General features: G+C 53.9%; 14 protein-coding genes. 7 read left to right on the forward strand and 7 right to left on the reverse strand.

The genetic code is table 11. The annotated features are described in order from the left end of the window. The first annotated feature begins 262 nt into the window (after positions 1-262). Positions 263-841 (forward strand): cytochrome b/b6 domain-containing protein, encoded by a 579-nt coding sequence (locus tag DB48_RS09370; protein WP_041510019.1) that lies wholly within the window; start codon positions 263-265, stop codon positions 839-841. Between the two features lie 26 nt (positions 842-867). On the opposite strand, the gene DB48_RS09375 is transcribed toward DB48_RS09370, so the two are convergent. The 6 genes from DB48_RS09375 to serA form a co-directional block, all read right to left on the reverse strand. Continuing rightward, positions 868-1,944 (reverse strand): lipocalin-like domain-containing protein, encoded by a 1,077-nt coding sequence (locus tag DB48_RS09375; RefSeq protein WP_041510020.1) that lies wholly within the window; start codon positions 1,942-1,944, stop codon positions 868-870. Next, a complete protein-coding gene (locus DB48_RS09380) occupies positions 1,941-4,469 on the reverse strand; it encodes an ABC transporter permease (RefSeq protein ID WP_041510021.1) in 2,529 nt (842 codons plus the stop codon). The genes DB48_RS09375 and DB48_RS09380 overlap by 4 nt, the downstream gene beginning before the upstream one ends. After that, positions 4,462-5,127 (reverse strand): ABC transporter ATP-binding protein, encoded by a 666-nt coding sequence (locus DB48_RS09385; protein WP_041510022.1) that lies wholly within the window; start codon positions 5,125-5,127, stop codon positions 4,462-4,464. The genes DB48_RS09380 and DB48_RS09385 overlap by 8 nt, the downstream gene beginning before the upstream one ends. Before the next feature lie 498 nt (positions 5,128-5,625). Next, positions 5,626-6,594, reverse strand: coding sequence for a tRNA-modifying protein YgfZ (gene ygfZ, locus DB48_RS09390; protein WP_041510023.1), 969 nt, complete (start codon positions 6,592-6,594; stop codon positions 5,626-5,628). A gap of 192 nt (positions 6,595-6,786) precedes the next feature. Beyond that, entirely contained in the window at positions 6,787-7,263 is a 477-nt protein-coding gene (locus DB48_RS09395; protein WP_041510024.1) for a DUF3592 domain-containing protein, read from the reverse strand. Between the two features lie 646 nt (positions 7,264-7,909). After that, complete coding sequence (gene serA / locus DB48_RS09400) at positions 7,910-9,139, reverse strand: phosphoglycerate dehydrogenase (RefSeq protein WP_041510025.1); 1,230 nt, start codon at positions 9,137-9,139, stop codon at positions 7,910-7,912. Between the two features lie 437 nt (positions 9,140-9,576). On the opposite strand from serA, the gene DB48_RS09405 reads away from it, so the two are divergent. The 6 genes from DB48_RS09405 to katB all read left to right on the forward strand — a co-directional run bounded on the left by DB48_RS09405 (position 9,577) and on the right by katB (position 17,966). Further along, positions 9,577-10,179 carry a DUF2238 domain-containing protein gene (locus DB48_RS09405; RefSeq protein ID WP_041510026.1) on the forward strand — a complete coding sequence of 201 codons (603 nt, stop codon included), beginning with the start codon at positions 9,577-9,579 and terminating at the stop codon, positions 10,177-10,179. 261 nt (positions 10,180-10,440) lie between these two features. After that, a complete protein-coding gene (locus DB48_RS09410; RefSeq protein ID WP_041510027.1) occupies positions 10,441-11,103 on the forward strand; it encodes a helix-turn-helix transcriptional regulator in 663 nt (220 codons plus the stop codon). Between the two features lie 565 nt (positions 11,104-11,668). Then, positions 11,669-14,326 (forward strand): extracellular exonuclease ExeM, encoded by a 2,658-nt coding sequence (gene exeM, locus DB48_RS09415; RefSeq protein ID WP_041510028.1) that lies wholly within the window; start codon positions 11,669-11,671, stop codon positions 14,324-14,326. 575 nt (positions 14,327-14,901) lie between these two features. Further along, complete coding sequence (locus DB48_RS09420; protein ID WP_041510029.1) at positions 14,902-15,351, forward strand: PaaI family thioesterase; 450 nt, start codon at positions 14,902-14,904, stop codon at positions 15,349-15,351. 132 nt (positions 15,352-15,483) lie between these two features. Further along, positions 15,484-15,735, forward strand: a complete 252-nt coding sequence (locus DB48_RS09425) for a YgjV family protein (RefSeq protein WP_041510030.1) — start codon at positions 15,484-15,486, stop codon at positions 15,733-15,735. Positions 15,736-16,505: 770 nt separating this feature from the next. After that, positions 16,506-17,966 carry a catalase KatB gene (gene katB / locus DB48_RS09430; protein WP_041510031.1) on the forward strand — a complete coding sequence of 487 codons (1,461 nt, stop codon included), beginning with the start codon at positions 16,506-16,508 and terminating at the stop codon, positions 17,964-17,966. A gap of 140 nt (positions 17,967-18,106) precedes the next feature. Here the strand turns inward: katB and DB48_RS09435 are convergent, their stop codons facing one another. Beyond that, on the reverse strand, positions 18,107-18,661 hold the full coding sequence (locus DB48_RS09435) for a TMEM165/GDT1 family protein (RefSeq protein WP_041510032.1): 555 nt from the start codon (positions 18,659-18,661) through the stop codon (positions 18,107-18,109). Positions 18,662-19,213: the final 552 nt, after the last annotated feature.

The raw sequence follows: 19,213 nt of genomic DNA on the forward strand, positions 1-19,213 counted from the left end.
TTGAGAGGTAACTGAGGTTTTTATAGATCGAGATCAAAGTTTTTCGTGTGACCTAACTCTCAGTTCGAAATTTAAACAGTTTTTAGGGCTGGACATCTGTGGTTTTCAAACACCTTAACCATGGTTAATTTGCTCAATGTGGGATTGGGGCGTATAACCAAATGAGGGGCCGAGAAGATATTTATTCCTGCGGTGAAAGCCTAAGCTTATTTGGGTTGGCGCTAATTTAGTGAATCAGGTTTTGCCCCGAGAGGAGGTCGATATGACGCACGAAAATACGCGGGAGATCCCTGTGTGGGATCTGTTTATTCGTCTGTTTCATTGGTCCCTGGTGCTGCTTTTTACCCTGACCTATCTCACCGAGGGCGAGGATGAGTGGATACTGATACACAGCTACGGCGGCTATATCATCTTAGGTATATTGATGCTCAGGATCCTTTGGGGGCTGGTGGGCACCCGACATGCTCGTTTTAGCAGTTTTGTCAGGCCACCGGCAGAGGCCTTGGAATATCTTAAGCAGCTGTTTGCCGGCAGGGCAAAGGACTATCTGGGCCATAATCCCGCCGGCGGACTCATGATAGTGGCGCTGCTCGTCTGTGTGTCGTTAACGGCGGTGACAGGCATGGCCTTATATGCCACTACCGGCCACGGCCCCCTTGCGGGCAGCTTCATCGCCGCCTGGCCCGAAGGTGCGCTGGAAGAGGTGCATGAGTTTTTCGCCAACTTCAGCCTGACGCTGGTTGTGGTGCACATTGCGGGGGTGATTGTCGGTAGCCTGGCCCACAGGGAAAACCTGGTAAGGGCCATGTGGACCGGCAAGAAGCGCAGGCCTCTGCCTTAGCCGGTCTCAACTCAGTTCATATCCGGCTAGTAGCCGGTCAGCTCCATATATCCCTGGCCTCGATGGGAGCCGCTAATCTGTATGGGGCCCTCCCAATAGCGCACGCTTAGCGGCATCAGGCTATCTGGATTGAGGGGCGCGATGTTTAGCTGCAACTGCTCGCTGGGGATACTTATCTGCCATCCCACCGGGTAGCTGGCCTCGTCTATCTGCCGCCAGTCGCTGGGCGTCATCGTGATGGCATGGCTTGCTATGTTGCGGCCGCTGCCGTCGGCAAACATGCGCCGGGCGCTGTAGAAGGGCTCAGCGCTTGATCTCAGCTGAAACAGCATCAGCGCCGAGCCATCATCGAGTCGCAGGGCGAACCAGTCCCAGCCCTGTTGCTGACGGGTGAGAAACTGCGAACTCCACTCCCTGTCGAGCCAGCCCTGTCCCGTCACCTTGTGAGTTAAGCCCTCGAGTGTGACTGTGCCCGTGATGTCGATGAAGGGCTGGCTGTAGTAGTAGGAGGCCACCTCACCATCCTTACTCTTGATGCTGTAGCCCTCATCGCCCTGTAGTTGCAGTGGCGCCGTGCTTGTCAACTGCAGTTGATAGCGAAAGTCGTTGCCGTTGACCGCCAGTGTGGCCGGAAACAGCTGCTCTCCCACGCTCTGCCAGCGCCAGTCATCCAGTGCTATGGTCAGGGGGGAGGCCTTGACGCCCGCAATTGGGTCTAGGCCGCGGGACCAAAGTTCACTCGCCTTGTGTGTGATCGGGCTGGTTATGGCACCGTGGGCCATATAGAGCTGGTTGGTCGCCCAGGGAGAATCAGATGTCGGCGCCTCGGGCGAGAGGGCGATGCGAAACTGGGTCCATTGCAGCCCTAAGGGCTTCCCCGTGTCTGTGGTGAGGTTGGCGGTGAGATACCACCACTCCTGCCTAAATTTGTCGTGAGCGAGGTGATCCGCAGGGAAGCTGAGCGTTCTTCCCTCGATGACCTCGGCGTAACCGCCGGTGTCTGGGCCCATTAGCTCGCCCATGCCGCCGCTCGCCTGCTGCTGGGGCGAGTCGCAGCCCTGTATCAGTAGGGCGAAGAGAGTGAAGATCAGTATGCGCGTCATAGTACCTCCCGTTGCAGGCTGGATACTAAGGGGCGCCTGGTTTGCTGATAGAGGGGGAAGGCGACCGCCAGTGTGCTGGCCACCAGTGCCAGCCCCACCAGTTCCAGGTAGGCCAGCCAGTCCCACACCATGGCGATGGTCCAGCCGAAGGCCTGCAGGGTGACCTTATGGATCAGCAGATAGCCCAGCAGGGCGCCTGTGGGCAGGGCAACCAGACAGGTGAGCAGCACCATGAGCAGCATCTGACCTATGACCAGCCATATCAACTGACGACGATTGACCCCCAGGGCATAGAGGCGCGCGATGGGCGCCAGCCTTGCCTGGGTCAACATATAGCAGGCGCTGAACAGGCCGATGGCGGCCACCATCAGCGTCAGGCTGTTAAGCACCTGGGTGATGGAGAAGGTGCGCTTAAACATGGTTATCGCCTGGGCCTTGATCTTCTCCTGGCTGTAGATCAGCGCATCGGGCAGGTCGAAGCGTGCCTTGAGTGCCTGGCTAAACTGGGCCACATCCGTGTTGAGGTTGAGGGCCAGGCTCAAGGGGTGCTCACCCAGGCCAGCCTTGCGCCACAGGGATGGCGGGATGATCACCTCACCGTAGGGGTTGCCGTAATCATAATAGATGGCGCCTATGGTGAGATCTGTCTCCCCCAGCGCCGCGATCTGTATCTTATCCCCAAGCTGCTTGCCGTGTTTGATGGCGAAGGGCTCGCTCACCAGGGCGAGTGGCGTCGTATCAGGATTGGTCGAGAAAAAACTTCGCCACAGATCTTCTCTTGCCTGCTTGATGATGGTGGTGTGCTCTATCGAGTAAGGGTCTCTGGTCAGCAGGAAGATGGGGGTCTGTTGATAATGACTCCTCAGTAGCCACTGCTTATACAGGCCGGTTACCTCGGGCGCATCGCTCAGCGCCTTCTCCACCTCGGCCATCTGGTTGGCGGGGGGCCGCAGATAGAGCTGGGCATGCAGCCTGGCATCCAGCCACTGCTTGAGGGTGATCTCGAAGCTACCCACCAGGCTGTTCATGGCGATGTTGGCGGTGAGCGCCAGTAACATGGCCATCATGGCCAGCGATAGCGGCGCCAGCAGCTCCCGGGTTTCACTCACCTGGTAACTCATCAGCCCCTTAGGACAGAGGCCTTGTAGCAGGCCAATGAGCTGTCTCAGCAGATAGGGCAAGGCCAGCGGGATGGCGATAACCACCAGACCAAGCAGCGCCATGGTGAGCCGGTAGTCCTGACTTAGAGGCATCAGGATAAGGGCTATGGCGCCCAACACACAGGCAAGTATCATGAGGCGATTTTGTGCTTGCTGGCTGCTGCGTTGCAGGCTGAGCTGACCGCTACTTTGGGCCAGGGGCTGATTGATGAGCTCCCTTAACAGCGAGGTGCAGGCCAGCAGGGCGGCGATCAGGGTCAGCAGGCTCGCCTGGGCCAGCCATTGCCAGCGCCAGCGCCCCGGTAAGATGTTGGCGCCATAGAGCTGCTCTAAGGTGACTGACACCATAGGCTGCAACCAGTAGCTCAGCTGTAGCCCCAGGATGAAACCTATCAGCGAGCCCAGCAGCACCAGCAGGGTAAGCTCCAAAGTCAGAGATATCATGATGGCGGCGCGGCGCACGCCCTGTTGCTGCAGCTGGATGATCAGCCGCTTACGCTTGAGCAGGCTGTAACGCACACCGTTATAGGCGATAAACAGGCCGACGATGAAGGCCAGCAGGCTCATGGCGGTGAGGTTGAGGTGAAAGCTGTTGGTCAGGGCCTTCATCGCCTCGCCCTGGTCGCTCTCGATCAGGTTGCCGTGACCATAGATCAGTGATGTGAGTCGTTGCTGACCTTCGCCGGGCGGGTCAAACAGGGCGATATAGCTGAGCTGGCCGGGTTTATCCAGCAGCTGCTGGGCCAGGGAGATATCCATCAATAGGCGATCGCCAAGGCGATAACCCTCATCGACGGCCACCACCTTGAGACGCGTATCATTCAAGGTAAGCCAGGGCTCGGGGAGTAGACTCGCCCTTTGCTCACTCATCACAACTAGTGGCTCGCCCGCCAACATGGCCGCCAGGGGCAGCGGGCCCTTTAGCGGCATGTCGTGCTTAGCGGGAGCAGCTGCCCGGTGGCCTGCGGAGGCAGGGGCTGAGGAGGAGGTGGCCGAGAGGGCGGCGATAAGATCGCTGCCGGTCACTTGCCAGCGGTGCTGGGCGTCGTCGACCGCCGTGCCCTCGAGAACTGCTAGGCTAGGGCGGAATCCCTGGGATCTCAGCTCGAAATAGAGCGATTCTAACAGTGGCTTACCCGGTAGCGGCGTGATTAGGTGGCTTGCCTGGCCGCTCAGCAGTTCGCTGGCTTGGCCATAGCTTTCGATGGCGCTCTCGTTGGTGGCCCTGACGCCAGTCAGCAGGGTGACCGCCAGCACTATGCCTATGAGTATGGCGCCGGCCTGCAGCGGCGCCTTCCTATAGTGGGCGGCAAAGACCCTGAGGGTGAGGCGGGTGGCGCGCAGCAGCGCATTGGCGCTACTCATGCACCCGCCCGAGATCCAGGTGCCAGCGTCGCTGCATAAAGTCGGCGCACTCCATGGAGTGAGTCACCATCAAGATGCTGGTGTCGTGCTCGCCCGCCAGGGCACAGATCAGCTCCATCACCTCCAGGCTGGTGGTTTGATCTAGGTTACCCGTGGGTTCATCTGCCAGCAGCAGGGCTGGCTTGTGGGCCAGGGCCCTGGCGATGGCGACTCTCTGCTGCTGACCACCGGACAGGGCATCCACATGGCGCTTGAGCAGGGGTCTTAGCCCGAGCGCATCGGCGAGGTGATCGCACCAGGGATTCCAGTCATCCCCCTGTAGATGCAGGGGAAAGGCGATGTTGTCTGCGACATTGAGTGGGGTGAGCAGGTTAAATTGTTGGAATACCACGCCTAACTGCCGGTGTCTGAACTGGCTCCAGCGGCTGTCGTCCCAGCCTCGGGTATCTTGATCCAGCAGGGAGAGGGTGCCTGAGCTGGGGCGCTCGAAACCGGCGATGATATTCAGCAGGGTGCTCTTGCCGCTGCCACTCGGGCCTGTGAGGGCGACCGTTTCGCCAAGGGCAAGCCTGAGGTCGAGCCTGTCCAGCACCAGGTGAAACTTATCGCCATCGTTGAAGCCCTTTGAGATCTCGCTCAGGGTCGCGACACTCGTCATTGCCCGTCCTTATCGTTTAGCTTGTCCAAGCGCAGGGAAACGCTCCTGGCACAATTTCCATTAAACCCATTGATAACCTTATCGATAGCAGATTGCAACCGCCAACCTAGCTCAATTGTGGGGTGATATCTGTTACTTACGCGGCGCCTCGAACAAAGGATCTTTCTGCTGTGACGCCCCGGGGGATTTATGCCTGTGGATGATACCCAGAGGACTGATTAAATCGGCTTATTTTCATCTATTTAGCGGGAGCCTTTCCCTAAAATAAAAGTTGCGGGAAACAGGCCGGAAGGCTGGCGAGTCGGCCAAGAGCCATGACAGGCCTTATGACGGGCATCTGTGCGAGGGGATTAGGGCGAGGGGATTAGGGCGAGGGGAATAGAGCAAGGGCATTAAGGTAAGGGATAGGCGCGCTGCATAGTACCAAGACCGTGCATTAAAAAGTGCCAAGACTGTGCATTAAAAAAGGCGCCATGGGCGCCTTCTCAATTAAATCGGTTACTCTTCATCTAGCGAGTAAGGCAGCGGTACCAGGGTGAGCGCTGATGCCTCATCGCCCGCCACTCTTAGCTGAGCACTTAATGCCGTATCATTGGGTAGCACGACGCTCATTAGCAGCTGGCCATCACGCTGCACCGCTTCCAGTATGGTGCCGGCGCGGCGATAACCCTCATCGTCTTCTAGCTTGATCTCGAGCTGGCTGGTCGTATCGATAGCCACACTGGCCGAGCCCTTGGCGATATAGAGGGCGCGCTTATTGCCGCCACGATACTTCATGCGGGCCACGGTTTCCTGGCCCATGTAGCAGCCCTTGGTAAAGCTGATGCCATCCACCGCCTGCAGGTTACACATCTGCGGCACAAATTGGTTCTGATGACGGGCATAGACGTTAGGCAGACCTGCGGCTATCTCTACCGCCTGCCAGGCGCTGGCATCATAGATGGGCTGATCTATCTTGGTCGCTAGCTCAGTCTGTGCCTCGGCCTCGACCGCTATGATGTAGCGCTCGCCGTCGCGCAGGATGACGCCAGCAGGGATGCTGGTGAGTTCAGCATTGAGCTCGCCGAAGGTCTGGGTCAGCCAGGCGCCGGCCTGCTCGCCGGTGACCCCCATGAGGAACCAGTCTTCACTGGCATCGACGAGTTCAGCCTTGCTGAACACGGCATATTTCTGTAGCTGTGGCAGGTCGAGTGCCAGCGTCTCTTTTGGCATCATCAGCAGCAGGGCATCTTGATGAGCGAAGGTTCTGAAGCTGGCCAGCATCTTGCCTTTAGGATCACAGTGGGCGCCCCAGCGCCACTGGTCGTCTGCCAGAGAGGTGATATCTGTGGTCACCTGACCATGAATAAAACTCCGCGCCTGCTCGCCGGTAACTGAGATAAGGCCGAGATGGGAGAGTTGGCTGAAAACGATGGCCGGTTGCGCCTCATTGAGGGGCCACTGAGGTTGAGAAACGGTAAGCGTCATATCATGTTCCTGGGCGATTGGGCAGAGGTTTGATTGTACCCTTAATGGGCTCATTGTCATCAATATAGGGGCGCAGTAAGAAATTTAAAGGGGCGGTAAGGCCGAATCTTTAAAATTATGATCCCTAAACGCTTTTGCCTTGGCGCTGTTCGCGAGAACGGACTGACAAAGAAGTTACTGAGCGAGTCGTCACTAGCGGCGATGGAAGCTTCTCAGGCTCCACAGGCCAAACAGAATGATTGCCAGGCCCAAGAGGATATCGCCGAGCTGCTGAAGTTGAACGCCCCTGATAAGCCGGGATTGGCGCGGATCGTCTGGGTCGACATACACGGGTACTTGCTGACCTATGCCATAGGGAGCCAGGTGCGCCTCGGCATCTTCCCGGGTGCGATCGCCGCTGTAGTCCGGGTAGAGGAGCTGGCCATGGTATTTTACGCCCTGCCAGCGATAGCTATAGCTGATCTGGGCAAGATAGAAATCTGTGCCGTGACGGGCACCGCTGGGGCGAAACCTGCCGACATGGCTTTTCTGTACTTGGGCCTGAGTCTCTGCCCAGCCATAGGTGAGCAGACTCTGGTAGCTATTGACACCGCCGCGGATCGAGAGTGCCGCCCCAAACAATACCAGCGCTGTGAGTACCAGTGAGACTAAAATGCTCTTCTTATCCATGCCCTGCTCGATTCCTATTTTGCCCGATTCCTATTCTGCACTGTGTCGTCTGTGACCTAATATCAATCGTAATAAATAATTGAACATGCTAGCTGGTTAAAATGCTCGGTAACTTTCCTAGGGTCTGTTTATCTTTCAGGTTTAATTTTTGTTCAATCTAAACGCGTTTTGCTCAAGGCGCGTGCTATGTCGCATAGTTATTCTATGTAAATGGCACGCAACAAGGGGCAGAGCGTGGTTTAGATGAACCCTTCGGGCAGCTTTTTTAGGCCATTTCTACTGCGTTATCACCCGTTTAGGTAGATAACTACACTACACAGATTCTGCCTTGTATAAATCACCTAAAAAATGCTGCAAAAACAAACAGGAAAGGTCAACAGGCCCTAGTATTTTTAAATGTAGAATAACGACTTATCTAAAAATCCTGCTTTATTCTCAAGCGTTTTTCCTGCGCTATTTCCGATCACATACTGACTTTGGTTGCTATAACAGACCCAAATGCCCGGCGGATCATACCCCAAGCTCTGTCGCTGATACCAGGGGAGTTGTCGAGAGAGTCGTCGAGAGCGCTGATAACAAAAGAAAAAGGCATCACAGAGTGATGCCTTTATATCGCGATGCTGTTTATCGCAAAGACGGGGCCGTCTTAGTGCAGCAGACGGGTCCTGATGGTGCCGTCGATTGCCTTCATCTCTTCCAGGGCTTCATCGGCCTGGTCTGAGTTGACCTCCATCACCACGTAACCTATCTCTGCGGTGGTTTGCAGGTATTGTGCGGCGATGTTGATTCCCTTCTCGGCAAATGCCTGGTTAATCTTGATCAGAATACCTGGACGGTTGTGGTGAATATGCAGCAGACGCGAGGTGTCTTTATGTTGAGCCAGAGAAACCTCAGGGAAGTTGACGGCCGTCATGGTCGAGCCGTTGTCTGAGTATTTCGCCAGCTTGCCAGCAACCTCGATACCGATATTTTCCTGAGCTTCCTGGGTGCTGCCGCCCACGTGTGGCGTAAGCAGAACGTTATCCAGGCCGCGCAGCGGGCTGACAAATTCGTCGTCGTTCGACTTAGGCTCGACCGGGAAGACGTCGATGGCGGCGCCGACTATGTGCTCGCCGCGGATCGCCTCGGCCAGGGCGTCGATATCTACCACTGTGCCTCGAGAGGCGTTGATCAATATGCTGCCTTGACGCATGGCTGCCAGCTCTTTGCTGCCAATCATGTTCTTGGTCTGTGGCGTCTCAGGCACGTGCAGGCTCACCACATCGGCTAGGGATAGCAGTTGCTCCAGCGAGTGGATCTGCTGTGCATTACCCAGTGGCAGCTTGTCTTCGATATCGAAGAAGATGACGCGCATGCCTAATGTCTCGGCCAGGATCCCCAGCTGAGTACCAATGTGGCCATAGCCGATCACCCCAAGGGTCTTACCGCGGGCCTCGAAGCTGCCATTGGCGCTCTTGAGCCAGCCACCACGGTGGGCCAGGGCGTTGCGCTGCGGAATGCCGCGCAGCAGCATGATGATCTCACCCAATACCAGCTCGGCGACGGAGCGGGTGTTGGAAAATGGCGCGTTAAAGACAGGAATACCCATTTTTTCGGCGGCGGCGAGATCGACCTGGTTAGTCCCAATACAGAAACAACCTACGCTGACCAGCTTTTCAGCCTTCTCCAGCACGGCCTTGGTGAGTTGGGTACGGGATCGGATGCCAACGAAGTGAGCATCTTTTATCGAGGCCAACAGCTCCTCTTCCCCCAGTGATGCCTTGTGATATTCGATGTTGTTGTAACCTGCACGCTTGAATACATCTACCGCAGATTGGTGGACGCCTTCCAACAGCAGGATCTTGATCTTATCCTTGTCCAGCGAATGTTTCGCCATGATTTAGGTACCCTCTTGCTCAATTGTTGCTAGGTGAGTATCGCTCTCGAGGACTCTTTCTACTCGGCTTTCGTTCGGTGGCCTGATACCAGCGAATCTTCATCGTCTTGCTGCTGGCATTGAGCCAAAATGGGACGCTGAACTTCTACTTTTGGCAGGACGCTGAACTCGGTCGGGCAAGGTTTATGGAGACGCTATGCGGTTGCTGGCCGACTTGTGTAGAATGACTACACAGAGCAAGCATTTTCGCTGCAAAGCCTCTAAACCTTGGTAAAAATGCGCCCAGAAAGGTCTACAAGCCCTGTTCTTGTGGTGATTTTTATCTGTTGCCTGTCAATGCCTCCACAAAATAGCACCTTTTTTAGTCAGTGTGGAGGGCTAGATGGCTAAAGTTATTATTCTGATATTAAAACAATATCATCTAAGGAGTTCTTATTTTGAATAAAAGCACCGTGTGGCTCACAATTTTCTTCGCCGTGCTGATCTGGTCAGGGATAGAACCAAAAGATAGCTTTACCTGGTTTTTAGAGGTCGTTCCCGCGCTGATCGCCCTGCCTATCCTGTTTCTTACCCGTAAAAATTTCCCGCTGACCTCTCTGGCCTACGGGCTTATCTTGATCCACGCCGTCATTCTCATGGTGGGTGGCCACTATACCTATGCCGAGGTGCCCCTGTTTGACACCCTGGCCGACTGGATGGGCAGTGAGCGCAACAACTATGACAAGGTAGGGCACTTTGCCCAGGGCTTTATTCCCGCGCTGCTGGCAAGGGAGGTGTTTCTGCGGCTTGAGGTGGTGAAACAAGGCGCCTGGTGTCATTTCCTCGTGTGTTGTTTCGCCCTGGCATTGTCGGCCTTCTATGAGTTGATCGAGTGGTGGGTGGCGCTGGCAACCGGTGAAGATGCCGAGGCATTCCTGGGCACTCAGGGCTATGTGTGGGACACCCAGTCTGACATGGGGATGGCGCTAATTGGTGCCCTGGCGAGCGTGCTGCTTCTCTCCCGCTGGCATGACAGACTGCTGCTGAACCTGAAAAAGTAATAATAATCTGTAGCTTGCCTATCACATCAGAAGCATTATTATATGCTAATGATGTGATTAGTCAGCTTTATATAACTAATAGTGATAACTATTCTCACTCGAGTTAGTTAATATAGCTGACATACTTTTTTACTAGTCATGGCTGAATAGATTCAGTGCTATCTATGGCTAGGAGGAATGAAGTTCATAAAGATCAATAACAGGGATAGCTTACTCACATATGGTTAATTGCGTTGAGATGCTTTTCAGGGAGAGAAGCGTATGAGTAAAATTGATGAACTGGTTTTTCTGCACCAAGATTCAACACCGTGCCATCTGGCTGTGCTGGCCGAATCCATTGGCTTAAAGACACGTATCGCACGTCAGGTCAGCGACCTGGATCCCGAGCGTGATCGCAACAGTTTCTACCTTATTGCCCAGAAAGGGGCGGCGCTTGACAGCAAGGGCGTGCCCCTGATCGTCGCGCGTTTATTACCCCATGTGCCCATTGCCCTCTATCAGGTCGAGCGTGGCAGCCTGGAGCCTGAATCGGCCCTGCTGCTTGGGGTGCGTGGGTTGCTGTTTTCCGATCAGCGTATGGATCTCTCGCTTACCGGCCTGCGTAAGATGGTTAACGATGAGCTTTGGTATGACAGACCATTGATCTCTAAGGTTTTTCGACAGCTTGTCAGTCGCCAGGACAGTGGCGTCGAACTGACCCAGGATATGGTTGCCATGCTGCAAAAGCTTACCAGCCGTGAGCGTACCATCATACAGCTGGTCTCCAGCGGTGCCCGCAACAAGGAGATCGCCGATCGCCTCTGTATCAGCGAACATACGGTCAAGGCCCATATCTCCTCTATCTTCCGTAAGACACAATCACGTAACCGGGTCGAGCTGCTGCGCTGGTCCCAGGCAAACGCCTGCCATTTCGAATTTTGTTAATCCATTCGGGATATTAAAGACAGCAAGTCAAAGCCCGGTGGATGCTGGGCTTAGCATTTGGCTTAGCATTTGGCTTAGTTTTGGCGCTTAATTGTCCCAATGCGTTAGGCGCTTGGCCGAAGCTGATTTGATTTTGAGCGCTATTCTGACCAACCCAGGTTGCGGCTTGTCACACTTTCGAGATTTCACCTTCTCGTCGTTAAAAAAGTTAAATTGACCAAAATTTGAAACCGCGGTTTGTAAATTCATTGAGTATTTATACTAATCGGGTCTGTTGGTGAGCGTTTAAATGCTCAGACTTATCTATTGTTTTATTTGATATTCTCTGAACCTGTCACGAATGAATATCGACGGTCTTTACTTTTGTGCCCTGAAACCAATCGTTTAATCACAATTTACTAATATGCATGTCATCTCCTGTATAGATATTAACCGTATTTTATAAACATAATGTTCGCTATTTTGGAATGTGATCTATATCACAAATCGGCTTGGACACTTCTGTAACAATCTCGCCGCACGTTAATAAAAATTAGCGGCATTATTATAAAAATGGGGTTGAACAATGGATAATGTTAAAAAGTTGTCAGTGCTTGCGCTGTCAATAGCCGCGGCTTTGCCCGTTTCTGCGAAAGCCGACCTGCTCATCAGCGAATACGTTGAAGGCAACAGCAACAATAAGGCGATCGAGCTGTATAACTCAGGTGATGCCGCCTTAGATCTTACCGGTTACAAGCTGGTGCGTTACAAAGATGGCGCTACCAATGCCTTAGATATGGTCGCCCTAGACGGTCTCACCATAGATGCCAAAAAACTCAAAGTGATCGTACATCCAAGCGCCGAAATCGCCCTAGCTAGTGATGTCGACAGCAGCACGGGTAATCTTTATTTCAACGGTGGTGATGCCGTAGCACTGGTCAAAGACGGTGCAGTGGTTGACATCATAGGTGCTGTGCCAACGCCTAGCGGCTGGGGCATGAATACCACCATGCAGCGCAATACCGATGCGCTTAGCGCGTCAAACGTCTTCGTCGAGAGTCAGTGGAAGGTGTTGCCTGTCGATACCTTTAGCGGCCTGGGTAATCTTGACGGCAGCAGCGCACCGACCGAACCTGAAGCGCCAGCCTTCACCTGCACAGGTGCCAAGATCACTCCTATCTACAGCGTACAGGGCGCCGGTAAGTCTAGCCCGCTGATCGCCGACGGCGAGTATGCTTCTAAAGAGGAAGTCACTATTCGCGGTGTAGTGACCGCTCGTGGTGATAGCCTGTTCAAAGGCTTCTACCTGCAGGAAGTTCAGGGCGACGGTTCGCCTTATACCTCTGACGGTATTTTTGTTTACCTGGGCGAAGCGGCCGGTGAAGAGATCCAGCCTGGCGTTGAAGTCTGTGTTCAAGGTCTGGTGAAAGAATACTATGGCCTGACTCAGCTCGATATTAAAGCCGACAAGAAGATGGAAGTGGGCGAGAACCTGGGCGCGCCAGCCGCAACGCCTTTCTATGTGGCTGACGGCGAGAATCTTGGCGATGCGCTAGAGCGTTTCGAAGGCATGAATGTGGTGCTCGATGCCGGTAGCGACATGAAGGTCAGCCGCACATTTAGCTATGATTATGCCGCGCGTCGCAACAACATGATGTTGTCGTACAAGGCGCCGCTGATGAAGCCTACACAGCTTTATCCTGCCATGACAGACGAGGCTATCGCGCTTGAGAAGAAAAACCGCGCGAACCAGTTGTTCGTCGAGTCTGATTTCAAGGCGAAGAACGGTGAAGTGCCTTATTTCCCAACCTTCAATGCCGAGACTGGCTATATCCGTGTGGGCGATCAGCTGACTAACCTCGAAGGTGTCGTTAGCTACAGCTACAACGAATATCGTTTGGTTGCCACAAACGAGATCGTGGCTGGCGACTTCATTCGCGAAGACGATCGTGTCGACGCGCCAGAGGTAGCGACCAAGGGTGATATTCGTGTCGCCAGCTTCAACGTGTTGAACCTGTTCACCAGCGACAGCGATGTGGGTGGTGCGTTAAATGCGTCTTGTAAGGATCAGGCGGATGCCGATGCTTCAAGAGGTTGTGGTCGTGGTGCTCATACCCTAGAAGATTACCTGTTGCAGCGTACTAAGATTGTCAGCGCGTTGACCGAGATGAACGCCGATATCATTGGCTTGATGGAGATCGAGAACAATGGCTTTGGCGAAGACAGTTCGATTCAGTACTTAGTCAATGATCTCAATGCTAACCTGCCAGCCGCCGATGCGTATAAGTTTATCGAGGTTGCGGATGCGGATAAGTACAAGGGCGAGTATGTCGGCGGTGACGCCATCACGGTAGGCATGCTGTATCGTCCAAGCAAGGTTGAGCCAACGGGTGACGCCTTTGTTATCGAGACGCCTGAGCAGCATGCGATGGAAGGCGTAGTAACACGCGGCGAAGGCGACAAGCTTGAGCTAAGCCCTGCGTTCGATAAGTACCAGCGTCACAGCTTAGGCCAGGCCTTTAGCGTTAATGGCGAGAAGCTGACCGTTGTGGTTAACCACTTAAAGTCTAAGGGTTCGGGTTGTATCGAAGACTGGGCTAACTTTGAAGACAGCAGCGATCCTGCGGATCTTCAGGGCAAGTGTAACGAGTTCCGTGTATCGGCCGCTAAGGTGATTGGTGATGCCCTGCAAGATGTCGAAGGTGACTTACTGGTTATCGGCGACATGAATGCCTACGGCCTGGAAGATCCTATCCGTGTGCTGACCGATTATGACGCGGCAAACTCGGATCGTGACATCATGACCGCCTCTTGGACTACGCTGGGCGGTAAGGTGTACGAGCGTGAAGGCAGCAAGATCGAGAAGGGCTACGGTATGGTCAACCTGAATACTCAGGTTCACGGTACTGCAACCTACTCATACAGCTATAACGGTGAGTTGGGTAATCTCGACCATGCGCTAGCCAACACTAGCCTGGCTGCACGAGTGGTTGATATTCAAGATTGGCATATCAACTCAGTCGAGTCGAACCTGTTCGAATACAGCAGCCAATATACAGGCGAGCTTGAGAAGTCTGAAAATGCCTTCTCTGCATCGGATCACGACCCAGTGATCGTGGCCCTAAGCTACCCTGCGCCTAAGCCAGAACCTAAGCCAGAGCCGAAAGAAAAGGATGACGGCGGTTCGTTAGGTTACCTAGGACTGATGTTACTTGGACTGGCTGGATTGCGTCGCCGCAACTAGTCTGCCGAGTCTCCCCAAAGCCAGCTGTTCTCCCCAGCTGGCTTTTTTTATGCCTGTTATAAATTGCATTCGCTTGTGTTTCATCTCTTTAGACGTAAGTTTAGCGTCTTGTTAGCGGTTCTCTTGGTTTGTGTAGCGCCGCCTTGCCATTTCTGCGGCTCAGGTAACGCCGTGATAATTTTCTGTTTTTCCCTAACTCATCGGGCTTGTTAATTTGCGTTTTCAGGCTAAACTGTCGTGCGTTACCGGCCCGGCTTAAATGCTGCGCCAGCGCCTTGATTTGGTGCGAGATTTTTACCAGTTACCCTAGGCCTTCATTCGTCACACAAACCCACTTGATGCGGCCATTTGGCGGCAAACGAGACTAATAATTCAGGGCGGATGAAGGCCACTCCCAGTATGTTTATTCATCCTATGCCCAACTTGCTGCCTAAATTCGCCGCCTTCCAGACGGACCATTTTCACTTGGCATATACCGATCTCAGGCCTTGGTTCCCTCAGCTTATTCTCCTATATCTTATTGCCCTGTGACCAAGTAGACTATTTGTTGATTTTTGTAAGCAGTGGAAAGAGACATGAGTATTTGGTTTAGACCCGTCACTCTGGAAGATTGCGCCAAGATGGACGCAGGCATGCACGGCAAAGGCACCCTGATGCAGACACTGGGGATCACCATCAGCGAAATTGGCGAAGACTACATGAAAGCCACCATGCCAGCCTCGCCAGCGGTGCATAATCCCCTGGGGATAGTTCATGGCGGTGCCAATGTGGCCCTGGCCGAGACGGTTGCCAGCTATGCGGCCAACTTCGTGGTGGATTTTGAGCACTACTATTGTGTCGGCCAGGAGATCAACGCCAACCACCTCAAGGCATCACGCAACGGCACCCTGACGGCGACAGCCAAGCCGGTTCACCTGGGCAAGCGTAGTTCTGTGTGGGAGGTCCTCATTCACAATAGCGCCGGTGAGCTCTGCTGTATCTCTCGTATGACGGCGGCGGTGGTTAAGCGTCAGGCTGTCGTCTGATCTCAGTTCGCCAGGAGTAACATTGCCCTGGCATGCACCTGAATTGGTGAGATAATTTTGAAAGATTGGCTGCCAGCTGCGCAGCCTAGTGCCATAATTAGGGAAGATGTGTTTTAGGGTTAAGGAGTGCCTATGGATACGGCAACAATTTGGGAGTGGGTAGGCTATCTGGCCTCTGTGGTGGTTGCCATCTCCCTCATGATGTCAAATATCAAGAAGCTGCGTTGGTGGAACCTGATAGGGGCCGCATTGTTTGTCGCCTATGGCCTGGCGATTGGTGCCCTGCCGGTGGCATTGGTGAACTTCTTCATCGTGCTGATCGATGCCTTCTATCTGGTGAAGCTGTATCAGGTTTCAAAGGTTAAGCTCGACAAGGAGAGCTGAGCCTACAGATGACGCCGGGAAAATGCGCTCAGCCTCTGGTTGTAGCCTGCCCGGCGAATATCCCTGTCCTATTTATTCATCGATTTCTATTTATCGGTTCCTGTTTATCGATTCCTGTTTATCGGTTCCTGTTTATCTATGCCTGTTTATTAACGTCAGCTTCTCTATTTTAAGTGACTCAATTTAGTCGATTCATTCCAGCTGACTTTCCCTCGCTCATTTGGTATCCGCTTACTCCGGCGTTATTTGTCTATTCTTGTTCCTGTTCCTGTGCCTGTTTCTGTTACCTATTTCCGTTGCTTATTCCTGTTGCTTATTCCTGTCTTGTTGGGTTTGAGTCGGTGGTTATTGTAGGCTGCTCTGCCAGGCTTTTTGCTCCCGACTTTAACCTACTGTTTTCGAGTTAATTTCACTCCTGCCATCTAGCGCGAAGGCGCTCGGAGCGATCGATTCGGGAGCATAGCGGCAAGGCTGGCTTTAACCTTAATCTGTAAATTAGGTTAAGGTTATTTATTTTAATCGTTTTAACTTAATCTGTCGCTCGCCTAATCTTACTTCATCGACAAGTTAAATAGCTAAGTGAAGCGTCTGGTGCAAGGGCTCATCGCCAGCTTCGGTGCAAGCACTTAGTGGAGTACACGCTATGGTCACAATATTTGATGTTATCGAAGATTGGTTGAGCTGATTCAAGGCCCGAACCAATCGCTAGTGCAAGACCTAATCTAACCCCGAAACAAATGCCAGATAAGCTAAACAGGATGGAGCGAATTATGACAACCAACTACTTAACCAGCCAGAGCGGCGCCCCAATTGCCGACGACCAAAACTCACTCTCTGCCGGCGAGCGCGGCCCGCTATTAATGCAAGACTGGCATCTTATCGAGAAGCTGGCCCACTTTAACCGTGAGCGCATTCCCGAGCGCGTGGTGCATGCCAAGGGCACGGGTGTCTATGGCACCTTTACCCTGACCAAAGATCTGAGTGATTACACCATCGCCGAGCATTTTAACGGCGAAGGCAAGCAGACTGAGACCTTCGTGCGCTTCTCGACCGTGGGCGGTGAGATGGGCTCTGCCGATGCCGAGCGCGACCCTCGTGGTTTCGGCCTGCGTTTCTACACCAAGCGCGGCAACCACGACATAGTGGGTAACAATACCCCGACCTTCTTCTTGCGCGATGGCATCAAGTTTCCGGACTTCATTCACACTCAGAAGCGTAACCCTTTGACGAACCTGAAAGATCCGCAAGCGATGTGGGACTTCTGGTCACTCAACCCTGAGGCGATGCATCAGGTCACCATCTTGATGTCAGATCGCGGCATTCCCGCCAACTATCGTCAGATGCACGGCTACGGCTCGCACACCTTCTCCTTCTGGAATGCCAAGGGAGAGCGTTTCTGGGTGAAGTTCCACTTCAAGTCGCAGCAGGGCGTGGTGAATCTGACTAACGAGCAGGCGGATAAGCTTAAGGGGATCGATCCCGACTCGTCACAGCGTGACATGGTGGCGGCGATACAGGATGGTAACTTCCCTCGCTGGACGGTGAATGTGCAGATCATGCACGAGGCTGATGCCAACACCTATCATATCAACCCATTCGATCTGACTAAGGTATGGCCTCACGCCGATTACCCGCTGATCGAGATAGGTGTGCTGGAGCTTAATCGTCTGCCACAGAACTATTTTGCCGAGGTAGAGCAGGTGGCTTTGGCGCCGAGTAATCTGGTACCTGGGGTGGGGGCTTCACCCGACAAGATGTTGCAGGCACGCCTGTTTGCCTATGCCGATGCCCAGCGTTACCGTATCGGTGCCAACTATAATCAGCTGCCGGTTAACTGCCCGCACGCGGCTAAGGCGAATCATCATCAGCGTGGCGGCGCCATGGCTGGGACTCAGTGTCCATTCAGTGGTAGTCAGACAGGCGGCGATGCCAGCGCCAACTATGGGCCGAACAGCACACAAGATGCCCTGGTGGAGCCTACACAGTTTGCCGAGCCACCGCTGAGACTCGATGGCGAAGCCGACCGTTACAGCCGTTACGATCAGGATGACTATACCCAGGCGGGCAACCTGTATCGCATCTTCTCTGAGGAAGAAAAGGCCAGGTTGGCGGCGACTATCTCTGGCTCTCTGAGTCAGGCAAGCCAGGAGGTGCAGGAGCGCATGTTGGCCCACTTCTTCAAGGCCGATGAAGACTATGGTCAGCGCATCAAGCAGGGGCTCGGTCGCTAGCAGTAACTCGGTTGTTAGTCGCTACCCGGCTGCTAACTGCAACTAAAAATAGAAAAGCCAGTGACTCACATCACTGGCTTTGTTGTTTCTAGGTTCAGCGCTTAGATTTGGCCTCTGGATTTAGTCCTTAGCGCTAGGGATTAGTAGAGCAGGGTGGCCACGCCCAGCAGGGCAAACAGGGCGGCGCAGCCGCGGTGGATCCATTTGAGCGGTAGCTTGTCGGCGCTCAAATGCCCGGCGATCACCACGGGCACGTTGGCGATCATCATCCCCAGCGTGGTGCCCAGAACGACCAGCGGCAGGGCATCATACTTGGCTGCCAGCACGACGGTGGCCACCTGGGTCTTGTCGCCCATCTCGGCGAGGAAGAACAGGATGAAGGTGGCGATAAAGGGGCCCATCTGATAGAAACGGCTCTCCTCGGCGTCAACCTTGTCGGGCACCAGTACCCAGAGGGCGATGGCAAAGAAGGAGAAGGCGACGATATAGGTGGCCATTTCAGGGCTTATCCAGTTGATGGCCCACTGGCCTAGCCAGGCGGCGGCAAAGTGGTTCGCCAGGGTCGATAGCAGTATCCCCAGGATGATGGCGGTCTTATTTTTGAATCTTGCGGCGAGGATCAGTGCCAGCAGCTGGGTCTTGTCACCTATCTCGGCGATGGCGACGGTGAAGGTTGAGGCGAGTAATGCTTCCATCATAGTTCCTAAGGGGGCAAAAAATCCAAGCACGATCCGCCGCCCCCTAATGAATGAACGGTAACCGTGCTCAGGTCTTGCAAAGTAAGAGGTGCTCCCCTTACCGTGAGTACCATGGCATGTGGCCAAGTATGTTGACACTCACTCAAGGCAAATTGTCTCGCCTTGTTAGCTACTCCCCTGAAGCAGTGGCGGCCATTATACTCAAATCCGTTAGCGGCGCAAGGCGCTGCCAACTCGCCAGGGGTGATCACTCTGTAGACAGCTTGTTTCGGGCCTTTTACGCCTTTGTACAAACTTGCATCCGATCATCTTGCATACCTTGTGCGCCGCCTGTGGCTCTGTTAATGTGCCAAACAGTCAAATTTATAGAGTAAAGGTAGTGATGAAACAAACCTATCGATATTGTTACCGATTTAGGCAGCCTCAGGGGCTTAGCTAGATCGGAAGATAGTAAAAGCTAAGCTGTTGAGGCCAACCCAACGCGTGCTAGGGCAGAGATCCTTAGTTCGGTTAGGAGGCTATCACTTAGCGTGTTTCATGACTAAATCC

The organism is Shewanella sp. cp20, from assembly GCF_000832025.1.
GTDB lineage: Bacteria > Pseudomonadota > Gammaproteobacteria > Enterobacterales > Shewanellaceae > Shewanella.

Coding starts and splice junctions, on each gene's coding strand:
- DB48_RS09370 (WP_041510019.1), top strand. CDS start 263: ATGACGCACGAAAATACGCGGGAGATCCCTGTGTGGGATCTGTTTATT.
- DB48_RS09375 (WP_041510020.1), bottom strand. CDS start 1,944: ATGACGCGCATACTGATCTTCACTCTCTTCGCCCTACTGATACAGGGC.
- DB48_RS09380 (WP_041510021.1), bottom strand. CDS start 4,469: ATGAGTAGCGCCAATGCGCTGCTGCGCGCCACCCGCCTCACCCTCAGG.
- DB48_RS09385 (WP_041510022.1), bottom strand. CDS start 5,127: ATGACGAGTGTCGCGACCCTGAGCGAGATCTCAAAGGGCTTCAACGAT.
- ygfZ (WP_041510023.1), bottom strand. CDS start 6,594: ATGACGCTTACCGTTTCTCAACCTCAGTGGCCCCTCAATGAGGCGCAA.
- DB48_RS09395 (WP_041510024.1), bottom strand. CDS start 7,263: ATGGATAAGAAGAGCATTTTAGTCTCACTGGTACTCACAGCGCTGGTA.
- serA (WP_041510025.1), bottom strand. CDS start 9,139: ATGGCGAAACATTCGCTGGACAAGGATAAGATCAAGATCCTGCTGTTG.
- DB48_RS09410 (WP_041510027.1), top strand. CDS start 10,441: ATGAGTAAAATTGATGAACTGGTTTTTCTGCACCAAGATTCAACACCG.
- exeM (WP_041510028.1), top strand. CDS start 11,669: ATGGATAATGTTAAAAAGTTGTCAGTGCTTGCGCTGTCAATAGCCGCG.
- DB48_RS09420 (WP_041510029.1), top strand. CDS start 14,902: ATGAGTATTTGGTTTAGACCCGTCACTCTGGAAGATTGCGCCAAGATG.
- DB48_RS09425 (WP_041510030.1), top strand. CDS start 15,484: ATGGATACGGCAACAATTTGGGAGTGGGTAGGCTATCTGGCCTCTGTG.
- katB (WP_041510031.1), top strand. CDS start 16,506: ATGACAACCAACTACTTAACCAGCCAGAGCGGCGCCCCAATTGCCGAC.
- DB48_RS09435 (WP_041510032.1), bottom strand. CDS start 18,661: ATGGAAGCATTACTCGCCTCAACCTTCACCGTCGCCATCGCCGAGATA.